Origin of the sequence: Candidatus Nitrospira nitrosa (assembly GCF_001458735.1) — a bacterium.
Classification (GTDB): domain Bacteria; phylum Nitrospirota; class Nitrospiria; order Nitrospirales; family Nitrospiraceae; genus Nitrospira_D; species Nitrospira_D nitrosa.
Window position 1 is genome coordinate 623,441 of the sequence record NZ_CZQA01000001.1, and the last position, 13,703, is coordinate 637,143.

Genomic DNA, 13,703 nt, shown 5'->3' on the forward strand with positions numbered 1-13,703 from the left:
ATTCACTCCCCATCACGAAGGGGCGCGATGTCTGAAACCTTTAGGAAGGGACACGGGCTCGACTAATCCATTCCCATCCCTCTTCAACCTGTTCAGCTCCTTCCTTGACGGAAGCTTGAACTTCGCCAGTTCTGCAGAGAGCAGGAACGTTTGGTGGTCCCAACGGGATTCGAACCCGTGTTTAAGCCTTGAGAGGGCTCCGTCCTAGGCCAGGCTAGACGATGGGACCAGCCGAACCAATCTGAAGGGTCGACGGTAGCACAAGCGGTTTTCCCTTTGCAACGAATCGCCGTTCCATCGAAAGGGGAGCCCTTTGGGGGTCTGCTCTGTGGGCCTTTTGCATGGGGCCATAATACCTGGCATTTCCATGCCAGACAAACTTGACAGAACAGGGCAGAAAGCCTAGCCTAATGAGTGTTTTTACGATACTCCCTATGCGTTATACCTGCTTTACACGACCCACGGTCGTTGCGGTTCGAGGCTGCTAAATGGGTGAGTCGGTGCCGTTTCGCGGGACCGATCCCTTCTCCCGTTCACCGGCGATGGGGGTATTGTCTAAGCCGCGACTCGAACTTCGAATCGGATCGAATATTTTCCGAAACACCAACGGCGTGGTCACGATTCACGGAAAAGAGCAGCTCGTGGTCGAACTCAAACCCGAGCTCGGCCAACTCCTCATCACCCTCGACCTCTACAACGAACAGGGTGTTCGCAACGCGCACCTACGCCGAAACGTTCTGACATTGAATGAACGTGGACGATTTGCCGTGGAGACGTCTCACGGTCAAACGTTGCCGGCTATTCAGTTGTCCGATCTGCAGTCCGGGAATCTGGCGCTCGAGGTCCACATGATGTCCGTGCATAGGGTCGACCTCGTCTGCGGGAAACTGTTCTCGCACAAGGGCATGCCGGTGGAAATCACCCCGCACTATTGTCGAATCGGCTCCCACACGACGCTCTTTGGAGAGATCCTGGACATGCGCGGCGGCCCCGCCACCCTCGGCTGATTCAATTGATCGTTCGCACTCCTTCACTTACTCAGGTGCGCGCTTCCCACCCATTGTCCCTTGAGAATTCCATACCGGCCATGTATTGTCCTGGGCGATGAGAAACCGTTTTACCTTCAGCACCTTGTCCTAGAAGCGCAACATGATCGATATCCCCAAGCCGTCCGTGCAAGCGTTTCTCGTCTGCGACCAAGTCATTGAAGATAGCCTCACCAAAAAGAAGAGCCTGATCGGAATTTTCACACATCTTCAGACGGCTTCATTCCCGTTTCACCACCAGCATATGGGACTCTACTTCTGCCTTACCGATGCCGAAGGCCTCTATCACTTTGATATCGACTTGATCTATCTCAACTCGGAACAACTGGTCTGTCGAGCCACGCTTCCCAACATTGAGATCCATGACCGTCTCCAAATTTCCGATTTCGGCGTCAATATCCCGCTTCTCATCCTTCCGGCACCCGGTCGATATGAATTCCGCCTCCTGATGGAGGGCCGGCTGATCGCCCAAAAAGACTTTACCGTCATGCCGATGCCGAATCCCACGGCAACCGAACCTGCCGCCTAGCGGTTCCCCCCATTCCTCTCATCGCCCTGTCTGTGATAGAACTCCTCCCTGAACACAGCCTTCACAGTACCAGGGCTGACAGGACTGATCCAACACCATGACCACACCAGAGTCTTCCGCCTCTTCAAATTTCATTCGTGATCTCATCGTCGCTGACCGTGCAGCAGGCAAACAGGAGGGGCGGCTTGTCACCAGATTTCCTCCTGAGCCCAATGGCTACCTTCATATCGGTCATGCCAAATCCATGGCCCTTAATTTCGGGTTGGCGAACGAGATGTCCGGTGGTGTCTGCCATCTCCGATTCGACGATACGAATCCCACGACCGAGGATCTCGAATACGTTCAAGCCATCCAGGATGATGTCCGTTGGTTAGGGTTTGATTGGCACGGTCAGATGTTTTATGCCTCGGACTATTTCGAGCAGCTCTACGCCTTCGCGGCGGTCCTGATCCGGAAAGGGAAGGCCTACGTCGACAGTCTGACGCCCGATCAAATTCGAGAATACCGCGGGACGCTCACCGAACCGGGCCGTGACAGTCCCCACCGAACCCGATCCGTCGACGAGAATCTGACCCTGTTTGCACGCATGCGTGCCGGAGAATTCCCCGATGGGACCCAGGTCTTGCGCGCCAAGATCGATATGGGATCTCCCAATATCAACCTCCGCGATCCGATCCTCTACCGAATCCGCCATGCGATCCACTATCGAACAGGCTCCACCTGGTGCATCTACCCCTCATATGATTTTGCCCACCCGTTGTCCGATGCGATCGAAGGCATTACGCACTCCATTTGCACCCTGGAGTTTGAGGATCACCGCCCGCTGTACGATTGGGTGGTCGCTGAAGCCGATGCGCCCCATCGCCCACAGCAGATCGAATTCGCCAGGCTGAACCTCACCTCGACCATCATGAGCAAACGCAAACTGCTCGAACTGGTCGACAAGAAACTGGTCGCCGGATGGGATGACCCACGTCTTCCTACCTTGAAAGGCCTCCGTCGGCGAGGCGTGACGCCGGAAGCGATTCGGACCTTTTGCGAGCATATCGGCGTCGCCAAGCGTGATGCGATCGTCGAGATGCAGCTGCTTGAACACTTCATCCGGGAAGACCTCAACAAACGGTCGCCTCGCGTGATGGCGGTCCTCCGACCACTGAAGGTGGTCCTCGAGAACTACCCAGATGATGTCGTTGAAGAGCTCGAGGCCGTGAACAATCCTGAAGACGCATCCGCGGGAACAAGGAAAGTGCCCTTCACAAGAGTCCTGTACATCGAGCAGGATGATTTCAAGGAGGACCCACCAAAACAGTTCTATCGCCTTGCCCCGGGTCGAGAGGTCAGGCTGCGCTACGGGTACATTATCAAATGCATCGGCGTGACGAAGGACCCGCAAACCGGTGCGATTACTGAACTCCGGTGCACATACGATCCTGAGACCAGAAGCGGGTCGGTGCAGGAGCAGCGCAAGGTGAAGGCTACTCTTCATTGGGTATCGGCGGTACATGCCGTCCGGGCGACCATCCGACTCTATCAGCCGCTGTTACTCACCGACCAGGCCAAGCCTGCGGCCGATCAGGACTGGACACAGTCCCTGAACCCACAATCTCTTGAACGACTGACCGATTGCTGGGTGGAGCCAGGCCTTCGCTCCGCCGCACCTGGTTCTCGATTTCAGTTCGAGCGGCAGGGGTATTTCTGTGTCGACTCCGACTCATCACCCGACACACTCCTCTTCAACCGAACCGTGCCCCTCAAGGATGCATGGGCCAAGGTTGCGAAAACCCAGCAGGCTTCCGCTTGATCGGCCTTTCAGGCTGATGACTCCCAGTGCCCTTGCGGATTTTCGCCCGACGCGTGCCACCGCAAACAAGGCGGGCTATACTCTCTCGAGGAGCCGATTGTTGAGCCTGTGGTTACCAGCCTTGCGGCTCCTCGAGAGTAACCATGATCGAATGTCGAGAACATCCTCGCATCCCCATTGAGCTCCAAATCCTTTTTTCCATGACCGACCAGACGGATGTCCGCCAAGGGACGACGTTCGACATTTCAACCGGCGGTTGTGCAGTGACCAGCGCCGTATCGCTGGCACCTGGAACGGGCGTCAAATTGTTGATCCAGGCTACGGAATTAGCTGTCCCGATTACCGTCCACTCTGCCGCAGTTCGATGGGCAAACCATGGTGAGTTCGGTGTCGAGTTTCTGCGCCTCACCGACCTTGATCGAAGCCGATTGCAACGGCTGCTTCATGTCGCCACCCTCCGGTCCTCACCCCGCCGCTGAGGCGTTCGGTAAGGACTTCCCTTTATCCGCCATCACCGTTACACTTCCCCCATGATCTGTCCCCTCTGCCAACAATCCACAACGTGGGAAGGAAATCCTTGGCGTCCCTTCTGCTCGGAACGTTGCCAGGTCACTGACCTGGGCACATGGGTCATGGAGCAATACCGCATTCCAGGACCATCCTTGACCATGGAACAGACCGTCCTAGAATCGTCCGACCGTCAAGACCGCACAGACAGCACCTAGCCCACATTCTTCATGAACGCTTCTGTTGCAATCGTCGATCCGCGATTGCAACAAGCCGGTGGCTTGCGGACTCGTCGAGCACGCGATCATTCCCACATGGCAGAAACCGCCAACGAGACCTCCCAGTTTTTTGGAGAGATCCCTACCTTTTACGGTTGGCAGAATCACAGTCAACTTGCTAAGGTCTGCCGACCATTTCTCCCGTGCAAAGGAGGACCGTCATGCTCCCGACCAAAGGTTATGCCGCGATGGCCGCGAAGGAACCGCTCCAGCCGTTTTCGTTTGAACGGCGCGATGTCGGTCCACACGATGTGTTGATTACGATCTCGCATTGCGGCATCTGTCATTCCGATATCCACCAAGCCCGCAATGAATGGGGTATCTCGCTCTTCCCGATGGTGCCCGGCCATGAGATCGTTGGAACCGTCGCACAAGTGGGCACAGAGGTGAGTACGTTTAAGCCTGGTGATCGAGCCGGTGTCGGGTGCTTCGTGGACTCCTGCCGAACCTGCACGGCCTGCCGAGAAGGACTCGAACAATACTGCGACGGGGGCACCCTCTGGACCTATAGCGGGCAAGACAAAGCAGGCCAGATCACCCAAGGTGGATACTCCGCCCAGATCGTTGTGGATGAGCGGTATGTCCTCCGAATTCCAGCGGCGCTTTCGTTGGCCGGAGCAGCGCCACTGCTCTGTGCGGGCATTACCACCTACTCCCCCCTACGGCAATGGGGCATCGGTCGCTATCACAAACTAGCCGTTGTCGGCCTTGGCGGGCTTGGCCACATGGCGGTGAAAATCGCTAAAGCCATGGGAACGGAGGTGACGGTCTTAAGCACCTCGGAAAATAAACGACAGGATGCGAAGCGGCTGGGGGCGGCAAACTTTGCGGTGACGTCAGACCCTCAGACGTTTACCAAACTCCAAGGGTATTTCCACTATGTCCTCGACACGGTTTCGGCCCCACACGATTATAACGCCTACCTCAACCTCCTCAAGACCGACGGGACCATGATCCTTGTTGGGGCACCGGAAACCCCGACCCCAGTCGAGGCATTTTCGCTGATTTTCAAACGACGGCGCCTGGCCGGCTCTCTGATCGGCGGCATCAAAGAAACCCAGCGTATGCTCGACTTCTGTGCCCAACACCAGGTCGAGTCCGACGTGGAAGTGATTCCCATCCAACAGGTGAACGAAGCCTACGAACGTGTCCTCCGCGGCGACGTGAAGTTTCGATTTGTGATCGACATGGCGTCGCTGAAGTAACAAGCGACCTATGATTTTTTGAGTGTCTAGAAATGGCTGGGGGACTAGGAATCGAACCTAGGTAGCCGGCTCCAAAGGCCGGCGTCCTACCGCTAGACGATCCCCCAGCGCGGTACGGAAGTAGTGCGTGGGAATGGGTCAAGAAAGAAATTTTTGGCTGGGGGACTAGGAATCGAACCTAGGTAGTCAGATCCAGAGACTGACGTCCTACCGCTAGACGATCCCCCAACCAGGCTTCACAGTAATATATCAATCGCATTTCCGTCAAGATCGACGCGGGTTTGGGAAGAGAAAACCTTCATCCGTTCGAGGCACGCTCAATCCCGTTTCGCAGACGCAACAGGGTTCGATCCCGCCCCAGCACCTCCATTACCTCGAAGAGGCCCGGGCTTGCCGTTCGCCCGGTGAGCGCCACACGAACGGGCTGGGCCAAGGCACCCATTTTGATACCTTCTTCTTCGACCAGCTTCTTGAAGCTTTCTTCCCAGGTTTGTTTGGAAAAGGTGGGAAATGCTTCAAAGCGCGTGACCAGCTTCTGCAGCAACGGAGCCATCGCCGGTGTGAGAAATTTCTTGGCCGCCTCTTCCTCGAGGGGAGCGACTTGCCCGAAATAGGGTTTCACCCATTCCTCCATGTCGACCAACGTCTTCGCCCGCTCTTTCACTAAGACCACCAGCTGTGCGAGCCATTCGTCCGAGACACCCTCGACGTCCTTTTTCAACCCTGCCTGGTCTAACAACGGCACGAGGGCTTGAGCCACCTGTTCTGAAGGGCTCGTCTTGATGTATTCGGCATTCAGCCACAATAACTTGTCGGGATTGAACACGGCAGCCGACGTCTGGACATGATCCCACGAGAATTTTTCGATAAGCTCCTGCCGAGTAAAGAGCTCCTGATCCCCGTGCGACCAGCCAAGTCGAACGAGATAGTTAACCATGGCATCGGGCAGATACCCCATATCTTTATAAGCCATGACCGACGTCGCCCCATGACGCTTTGAAAGCCTCGTCTTATCTGAGCCCAGAATCATCGGGAGATGGCCAAAGCGCGGAACCGCAAACCCCAGCGCTTCGAAAATCGGAATCTGTCGCGGCGTATTGGTCAGATGGTCATCCCCCCGGACCACATGCGTGATGCGCATCAATGCATCGTCGACGACGACCGAAAAATTGTAGGTCGGATAACCGTTGGATCGAAGAATAATGAGGTCATCAGCCGCACTATTATCAAAGGTGATCGTACCCTTGATGAGATCGTCCACAACGATCTGTCCTTCCCGTGGCGCCTTGAAGCGAAGGGCTGCCTCGCTTGGCGGACTTGCAATTGCTAAGTTGCGGCAGCGGCCGTCATAGCGGGGTGACAGGCCTTTGGCCTCGGCTTCCTTCCGCCGAGCCTCCAACTCCTCCGCCTTACATACGCACCAGTATGCATGCCCCTTCTCCAGCAACTTCATGGCATGGCCGCGATACAGATCCATCCGCTCCGTTTGTCGAAATGGTCCTTCATCCCAATCGAGACCGACCCATTTCATCCCCTGAATGATGGCCTGAATGGACTCATCGGTCGACCGACTTTGATCGGTATCCTCAATCCGAAGAATGAACGTCCCCTGTTGTTGGCGCGCAAACAGCCAATTAAACAGGGCTGTACGTACTCCACCGATATGCAGAAAGCCCGTCGGGCTGGGAGCGAACCGAACACGAACCTCACTCATATCAACATTGTCCCTTCTTTACACAGACGAAGCCGCCCATCTATACCACGCTGAGAAAATCCTTGTACACCGCCGAGGTGCTTCCATCTCTTAACGGCTTCTGCTATGAGAATGCCGAAGGAGATGGGGATGGCAGAACAGAAGCAACCTGCCACAGTGCTGTCCGCGACAGATCTCACACCTCACGTCCGCCAGCTGGTCCTCAAGCCCAAGACCGCCAAGATTGCGTTCCAACCTGGACAATGGGTGTCCCTTCACCTCCCCATAGGACCCAAGCCGCCGCTCAATCGAGCCTACTCCATGGCCGATCCTTCCTCGCCCTATGGAGAGTTGACGCTGGTATTCGATCTCGTTCCCGATGGACTCGGCTCTCCGTATCTCTATCAGCTGAAGTCCGGCGATGAGATCACTTTGTCCGGACCCTATGGGCGGTTTATTCTTCCTGAGACTCTCGATCGAGAACTCATACTGATCGGTCGCTACACAGGTCTTGTTCCGATACGATGCCTATTGAAGCAGATGTTTTATAAAAAAAATCATACGCCGGTCCTCTTAATCGCTGTGGCACCCAGCGAAGAGGAGGTGCTGTTCCATCAGGAATGGCTTACCATGGCCGTCCAGGAGCCCCCGTTTCGCTATCTTCCGATTGTAGCGGATCAGAATGAATCCGTAGCCGTGGAGAAAACTTTAGCGATGCTGGGCCCACTGCTCACTGGCCAACCTAAAGTGATCCCCATGCTCTGTGGAACCAAAGCCTTTGTCCGTCCTCTTCGGGCTTATTTTATGGATCAAGGATACGATCGAAAGGAGGTCAAGATCGAAACCTATGACTAACAGAATCATCGGTCTTTATCAGTTCTGTCGGACCCAACCGAACTGATCAACCGATGATACCGGCGAAGAGCGCAGTTGCTTTTCTTCAGTGGCCTTCTCGAACGAGATTTTTATTCACAGCGGGAATTTCTACGACGATATTCGCTTTCCCATTCGGGACACATTGGCAACCCAGGCGAGACTGAAGTGTCGTCATGGGAGCTTCATCCAGTTGATCGTATTCGTCATCGGTGCCTTCGTTACAACTTTCCAAGCCCTGCTTCACAATGACGTGACAGGTTGAACAGGCGCAGACCCCACCACAGACATGCTCCAGATCTATTCCATGGCCCATGGCGATATCCAAAATGCTCCCTGGTAACCCCGTGACACCGTAAGGAATCTTTTCTGGATCGACGGCAACGGTGGTCGAGGTTCCACTTGGTTGGATAAATGTCACGGAATAGGAGGCCGTAGGAAGTTCGTAATCGGCTTTCTCGATGTAGGGGTTCGTCCCACCCATGTTCCTGTTCCTTTCTGAAACGGATTAGATTCTTGTCACGTATTGACACAATTCAAATCTGCATGGTAGCTTTAGTGCGACCATATTGATCGGAGATCATTATAGTCTCCGATCTAACCGATCGGCAATAGTCATGTTGAAGATTTCGAAAAAAGCTGATTACGCCCTAATGGCACTCCAGCATATCGCCTCCGTCCAGTTCGGCGATGTCACGCCCGGCCGCGTGGTGAATACAAAAGAAATCGCCGAAGAATATAACATTCCGCTGGAACTGCTCGCGAAGGTCCTTCAGGTTCTCTCCAAAAACGGCTTGATCGAAAGTCACAACGGCCCCAAGGGTGGCTATCTCCTGGCACGGAGCGCCAGACAGATCACCATTGCGCAGATCCTTGAAAGCATCGAGGGCCCACTGTCCATCACCGACTGCTCGCACGAAAGAGATGGCGACTACTGCATGCAGCGTGAACACTGCAACATCCGCACGCCGCTCCTGAAAATCCAAGACAGCATCTACCAGCTACTGAACAATATGACGTTGGGAGACATGTTGGGGGGAACACCTCTGATTACCATTCAGTCTCCTTCGGCACAAGGAGTCGAACAATGAAGCTTCCTATTTTCCTCGATAACCATTCCACCACGCCCATGGACCCACGTGTGTTGGAGGCCATGTTGCCCTACTTCGTGGAAAAGTTCGGGAACGCGGCCAGTCGTAACCATGCCTTTGGCTGGGCGGCTGAAGAAGCCGTGGAAGAGGCTCGGAAACGGATCGCGAAGCTGATCAAGGCTGATGCCAAGGAAATCGTCTTTACCAGCGGCGCCACGGAATCGGACAACCTCGCCCTGAAGGGTGTCCTGGAGATGTACAAAGAAAAGGGCACCCACATCATCACCTCGGCCACGGAACATCGGGCTGTGCTCGATACCGCCAAGTCGCTGGAAGCCAAAGGATTGGCGACCGTGACCTATCTGCCGGTCGATAAATACGGCATGGTGAATCCGCAAGATGTACAGAACGCCATCACAGACAAGACCATCCTGATCTCGGTCATGCTGGCCAACAATGAGATCGGCACGATTAATCCCATCGCGGAGATCGGCAAGATCGCCAAAGCGAAAGGCATCTTGTTCCATTGCGATGCCACACAAGGCGTCGGAAAAATCCCCGTTGATGTCCAGGCCATGGGGATCGACCTCATGTCTTTCTCAGCCCATAAAATATATGGTCCAAAGGGGATCGGGGCCCTCTACGTCAGGAAACGAAACCCACGCGTGCGGATCGCCCCCCAGATGGACGGCGGCGGGCATGAACGCGGCATGCGGTCCGGCACGTTACCCGTTCCGCTGATCGTCGGATTCGGGAAGGCCTGTGAACTCTGCGAACAGGAAATGACAGCGGAAACGGCTCGGCTGACCAAGATGCGTGACCGTCTGCAAACCGAGATCATGGCGGCCCTGGAGGAAAGCTATCTCAACGGCCACCCAACCAACCGGCTGCCAGGCAATCTCAACATTTCCTTCGCATACGTCGAAGGTGAGTCGTTACTCATGGGCATGAAAGACATCGCGCTCTCATCCGGATCGGCCTGCACCTCGGCCACGCTGGAACCTTCATACGTCTTGCGTGCGCTCGGTGTAGGAACCGAGCTTGCCCATTCGTCGATCCGTTTCGGCTTGGGCCGTTTCAACACCGATGACGAGATTGACTATACGATCAAGAAAGTTATTGAGATCGTCACGAAGTTGCGGGAAATGTCCCCGCTCTATGAGATGGCCAAGGAAGGCGTCGATCTGAAATCTGTTCAGTGGGCCGCGCACTAACCTGAAACGAGACTTGCTTATTTCGGAGGATACCATGGCATACAGCGATAAAGTCGTCGATCATTTCAACAACCCGCGCAACATGGGAAGCTTCAAGAAGGATGAAGAAGGCGTGGGCACCGGGATGGTGGGGGCACCGGAGTGCGGCGATGTGATGAAGCTCCAGATCAAGGTGCAAAACGATACGATCGTCGATGCCAAGTTCAAGACGTTCGGCTGCGGATCGGCCATCGCCAGCTCCAGCTTGGCCACCGAATGGTTGAAGGGCAAAACGATTGAAGAAGCGCAACAAATCAAGAACACGGACATCGTCCAGGAACTCAATCTGCCGCCGGTCAAGATTCACTGTTCGGTTCTCGCGGAAGATGCGATCAAAGCCGCCTTGGCAGACTATCAGAAAAAATCTGACGGAGAAGCATCCGGCACCAAGTAACAGCGCTATCTACGAAGGGAGTGCCTCCATGGACACAACGAATGTCGAAACACAGGCTCCGGTCATCACACTCACCGATGCTGCCGTGAAAGAGATCAAACGATTGATCAACGTACAAGGAATCGAGGAAGGCGGCCTTCGACTCGGCGTGAAAGGCGGTGGCTGTTCTGGCCTGAGCTACACGATCAATTTCGACGACAAGATCGGGCAATATGACCAAGTATATGAAATCAACGGAGTGAAGGTCATCATCGACACCAAGAGCGCCATCTATCTTCAAGGCACCCAATTGGATTATCAAAAAGACTTGATGGGGGGGAACTTCAAGTTTCTCAACCCCAATGCGAATAAAACGTGTGGCTGCGGAGAGTCGTTCTCCGCCTAATTCTCCACGAGTTTTTTAACCGATTGGTGCGGCACGCACCATGCTGAATACCCCCATGGATCAACACACACCAGAGTCACCACAACCGCGCGGACTGCAGATGGCCCGGAGCATGTGCTGGCACTGCCAGTCTGCCGTCACGGGGGAATACTTCTGCGACCGATGCGTCAAAGTTCAACCGGTTTCAAAAGAGACCGACTATTTCACCTGTCTTGGATTTCCTCGACGTCTCACGCTGGACCCAAAGAAACTCGAGGCCAAGTTCTACGAGTTGAGCCGGACATTCCATCCTGATTTTTATCAGACGAAGAGTCCGGCGGAACAAACGATCAGCCTCGGCAATGCCGCCGTCCTCAATACGGCCTATCGTACACTCCGAGACCCCATTCAACGCGCGGAATATTTGGTGGCCCTCGAAACCGGTTCCGTGAAAGACATTCGAACGTCTCCTCCAGCTGAACTATTTGAAGAGATCTTGGAACTACAAGATACGCTTGAGGCATTCAGGTCATCGGAGCGGGATTCGCAGGAAGGTCGTGAGCTTCGTGCCGTCCTTGAGACCGAACAACGGGGGCTCGAACAGCGCAGACAGGAAATGGAAGCTCAGCTGCATAGGCTGTTTACAGACTGGGATCAGTTACAAGATCGTGGGGAAGCGACGAGCCAGGCGAGAGCAGAACGAGACCGGCTCCTGAAACACATGCGGGATCTCCTCTCCAATCGAACGTACGTCACCAGCATCGTCAACGACCTTGCGGCCACGATTGCCTGAGACATCCTGCCCAAGACCTAAGAACATGACAAGAATTGTCGGCATCGACCTCGGCACAACGAATTCTCTGATCGCCTTCATGAAAGACGGCCAGCCTCACGTCGTCCCTGACCGCAACGGTCGTACGATGGTGCCGTCGGTGGTCGCCTTGACGGACAATGGGTTGATTGTCGGCGATTCGGCTAAAGAACACTTGACGCGAAATCCCGAGCGAACGGTCTATTCCGTCAAACGTTTCATGGGCAAGGGTCTCGCCGATGTGCAAAACGAACTGGCGTATTTCCCCTACACACTCACGGAGACCGGCGGGGTCATCCGGATTCGGCTCGGCGAAAAGAGTTATTCCCCACCACAGGTCTCCGCCATGGTGCTCAAGGAATTGAAGCGACGCGCGGAAGCCTATCTGGGGGAAAGTATCAGTAAAGCCGTCATCACCGTTCCCGCCTACTTCAACGACAGCCAACGGCAAGCGACTAAAGATGCCGGGCTCATTGCCGGATTGGAAGTCCTGCGCATCATCAACGAGCCGACCGCCGCCTCCCTGGCTTACGGACTTCAGGGAAAGACACAAGGGACGATTGCTGTCTACGACTTCGGAGGCGGCACATTCGACATCTCAATCTTGAAGCTCAAGGACGGAATCTTTGAAGTCCTGGCGACGAATGGCGATACCCACCTGGGAGGGGACGATCTCGACCGGCTGCTTGTCGATCTGTTTATCGGACAAATCCAACAACAGTATCGGATCAACCTGAGCGAATACCCCGATCATATGCAGGCCGTCCGTTTGGAAGCAGAGCGAGCCAAGATTCGCCTTTCTGATGATCTCCAAGCCACGATCACCATCGAACTACCGGATGACAAGGGACACTTCACCAGAGAACTGACGCGTGAGCAGCTCGAATCCCTGGCGATGCCGGTCATTGAACGGACGCTGGCCCCCTGCCGTATGGCCTTAAAGGACGCCGGACTTACCTCAAAAGACATCGACGAGGTGGTATTGGTGGGTGGTTCCACCCGCATGCCTTTGGTTCGCCGACGCGTCGAGGCGCTGTTTGGAAAGGCGCCGCATTGTCACCTGAACCCGGATGAAGTCGTCGCACTCGGCGCTGCCGTACAAGCCGATATTCTGGGCGGTGGAACGACGGACATGTTGCTGTTAGATGTGACGCCCCTGTCGCTCGGCATTGAAACGATGGGCGGTGTCATGAGCAGTTTGATCCGCCGAAACACGACCATCCCAGCAAGCGCCAAAGAACTGTTCACGACCTACGTCGACGGGCAAACCGGCGTCGATATTCATATCCTGCAAGGCGAGCGCGAACTCATCAAAGACAACCGCAGCCTGGCACGATTCCGGTTGAAAGTACCGCCCCTTCCGGCCGGCGTCCCACGCATCGAGGTGACCTTTCTGATCGACGCCAACGGCATCTTGAACGTCACGGCGACGGACATGCGAACCGGTCAGAGCCAGTCGATCGAGGTCAAACCTTCCTATGGGCTCTCGGATGCGGAAGTGGAGCGGATGATCGAAGACTCATTTAAGTTTGCAGCCGACGATGTCACCGCTCGGAAGTTGATTGAAGCCCGGCTGGATGCCGAAGCGCTCCTAAAGACAACCGAGAAGTCGCTGACGGAAGCGGGACATCTGATCATGGCGGATGAAGCCAAGGGTATTCGGAACGCATTGTCTCAACTGGCCACAGCGAAAGACGGCTCCGATCCCCGTACCATCCGCGCACGGATGGCAGAACTCGAACAGGCGGCAAAACATTTGAACGTCGTGATGCTGGAGGATTCCCTGAAAAAAAGCCTACAAGGGAAGAAAGTCACAGAAATCACGTAAATAGAGTGTATCGCTGATGGCTTATGGTCG

Annotated in this window: 15 protein-coding genes and 3 tRNA genes; 13 read left to right on the forward strand and 5 right to left on the reverse strand. The window is 55.1% G+C overall.

Features of this window, described 5'->3' with window-relative positions; translation table 11 throughout:
* Positions 1-151 precede the first annotated feature (151 nt).
* Positions 152-229, reverse strand: a tRNA-Glu gene (locus tag COMA1_RS02995).
* Between the two features lie 259 nt (positions 230-488).
* Here COMA1_RS02995 and COMA1_RS03000 point away from each other — a divergent pair.
* The 6 genes from COMA1_RS03000 to COMA1_RS03025 all read left to right on the forward strand — a co-directional run bounded on the left by COMA1_RS03000 (position 489) and on the right by COMA1_RS03025 (position 5,366).
* Positions 489-1,007: a hypothetical protein gene (locus COMA1_RS03000; RefSeq protein ID WP_090743560.1), complete on the forward strand. Its 519-nt coding sequence runs from the start codon at positions 489-491 to the stop codon at positions 1,005-1,007.
* Between the two features lie 142 nt (positions 1,008-1,149).
* A complete protein-coding gene (locus COMA1_RS03005) occupies positions 1,150-1,575 on the forward strand; it encodes a DUF6941 family protein (protein WP_090743564.1) in 426 nt (141 codons plus the stop codon).
* A gap of 97 nt (positions 1,576-1,672) precedes the next feature.
* Positions 1,673-3,376 carry a glutamine--tRNA ligase/YqeY domain fusion protein gene (locus COMA1_RS03010; RefSeq protein WP_090743567.1) on the forward strand — a complete coding sequence of 568 codons (1,704 nt, stop codon included), beginning with the start codon at positions 1,673-1,675 and terminating at the stop codon, positions 3,374-3,376.
* A 143-nt stretch (positions 3,377-3,519) separates the two neighbouring features.
* Positions 3,520-3,855, forward strand: coding sequence for a PilZ domain-containing protein (locus tag COMA1_RS03015; protein WP_090743571.1), 336 nt, complete (start codon positions 3,520-3,522; stop codon positions 3,853-3,855).
* A gap of 51 nt (positions 3,856-3,906) precedes the next feature.
* On the forward strand, positions 3,907-4,101 hold the full coding sequence (locus COMA1_RS03020) for a DNA gyrase inhibitor YacG (RefSeq protein WP_090743573.1): 195 nt from the start codon (positions 3,907-3,909) through the stop codon (positions 4,099-4,101).
* 221 nt (positions 4,102-4,322) lie between these two features.
* Positions 4,323-5,366 (forward strand): NAD(P)-dependent alcohol dehydrogenase, encoded by a 1,044-nt coding sequence (locus COMA1_RS03025; RefSeq protein ID WP_090743576.1) that lies wholly within the window; start codon positions 4,323-4,325, stop codon positions 5,364-5,366.
* 33 nt (positions 5,367-5,399) lie between these two features.
* Here COMA1_RS03025 and COMA1_RS03030 read toward each other — a convergent pair.
* The 3 genes from COMA1_RS03030 to gltX all read right to left on the reverse strand — a co-directional run bounded on the left by COMA1_RS03030 (position 5,400) and on the right by gltX (position 7,080).
* Positions 5,400-5,473: transfer RNA gene (locus COMA1_RS03030), tRNA-Gln, on the reverse strand.
* A gap of 47 nt (positions 5,474-5,520) precedes the next feature.
* A tRNA-Gln gene (locus tag COMA1_RS03035) sits at positions 5,521-5,594 on the reverse strand.
* 70 nt (positions 5,595-5,664) lie between these two features.
* Entirely contained in the window at positions 5,665-7,080 is a 1,416-nt protein-coding gene (gene gltX / locus COMA1_RS03040) for a glutamate--tRNA ligase (RefSeq protein WP_090743579.1), read from the reverse strand.
* Between the two features lie 129 nt (positions 7,081-7,209).
* On the opposite strand from gltX, the gene COMA1_RS03045 reads away from it, so the two are divergent.
* A complete protein-coding gene (locus COMA1_RS03045; protein WP_176697810.1) occupies positions 7,210-7,914 on the forward strand; it encodes a ferredoxin--NADP reductase in 705 nt (234 codons plus the stop codon).
* 85 nt (positions 7,915-7,999) lie between these two features.
* Here COMA1_RS03045 and COMA1_RS03050 read toward each other — a convergent pair whose 3' ends face one another.
* Positions 8,000-8,416 (reverse strand): 2Fe-2S iron-sulfur cluster-binding protein, encoded by a 417-nt coding sequence (locus COMA1_RS03050; RefSeq protein ID WP_090743585.1) that lies wholly within the window; start codon positions 8,414-8,416, stop codon positions 8,000-8,002.
* A 133-nt stretch (positions 8,417-8,549) separates the two neighbouring features.
* Between COMA1_RS03050 and COMA1_RS03055 the strand changes: the two genes are divergently transcribed.
* The 6 genes from COMA1_RS03055 to dnaK all read left to right on the forward strand — a co-directional run bounded on the left by COMA1_RS03055 (position 8,550) and on the right by dnaK (position 13,673).
* The gene (locus COMA1_RS03055; RefSeq protein ID WP_090743588.1) at positions 8,550-9,023 is read left to right on the forward strand and encodes an RrF2 family transcriptional regulator; all 474 of its coding nucleotides are present in this window, start codon (positions 8,550-8,552) and stop codon (positions 9,021-9,023) included.
* Positions 9,020-10,237 (forward strand): IscS subfamily cysteine desulfurase, encoded by a 1,218-nt coding sequence (locus tag COMA1_RS03060; RefSeq protein WP_090743591.1) that lies wholly within the window; start codon positions 9,020-9,022, stop codon positions 10,235-10,237. The genes COMA1_RS03055 and COMA1_RS03060 overlap by 4 nt, the downstream gene beginning before the upstream one ends.
* A gap of 34 nt (positions 10,238-10,271) precedes the next feature.
* A complete protein-coding gene (gene iscU, locus COMA1_RS03065; protein ID WP_090743594.1) occupies positions 10,272-10,670 on the forward strand; it encodes a Fe-S cluster assembly scaffold IscU in 399 nt (132 codons plus the stop codon).
* 28 nt (positions 10,671-10,698) lie between these two features.
* Entirely contained in the window at positions 10,699-11,055 is a 357-nt protein-coding gene (locus tag COMA1_RS03070; protein WP_090743599.1) for a HesB/IscA family protein, read from the forward strand.
* 100 nt (positions 11,056-11,155) lie between these two features.
* Positions 11,156-11,827, forward strand: a complete 672-nt coding sequence (gene hscB, locus COMA1_RS03075) for a Fe-S protein assembly co-chaperone HscB (RefSeq protein WP_176697811.1) — start codon at positions 11,156-11,158, stop codon at positions 11,825-11,827.
* The gene (gene dnaK / locus COMA1_RS03080) at positions 11,820-13,673 is read left to right on the forward strand and encodes a molecular chaperone DnaK (protein ID WP_281176236.1); all 1,854 of its coding nucleotides are present in this window, start codon (positions 11,820-11,822) and stop codon (positions 13,671-13,673) included. Before hscB ends, dnaK begins: the two co-directional genes overlap by 8 nt.
* Positions 13,674-13,703: the final 30 nt, after the last annotated feature.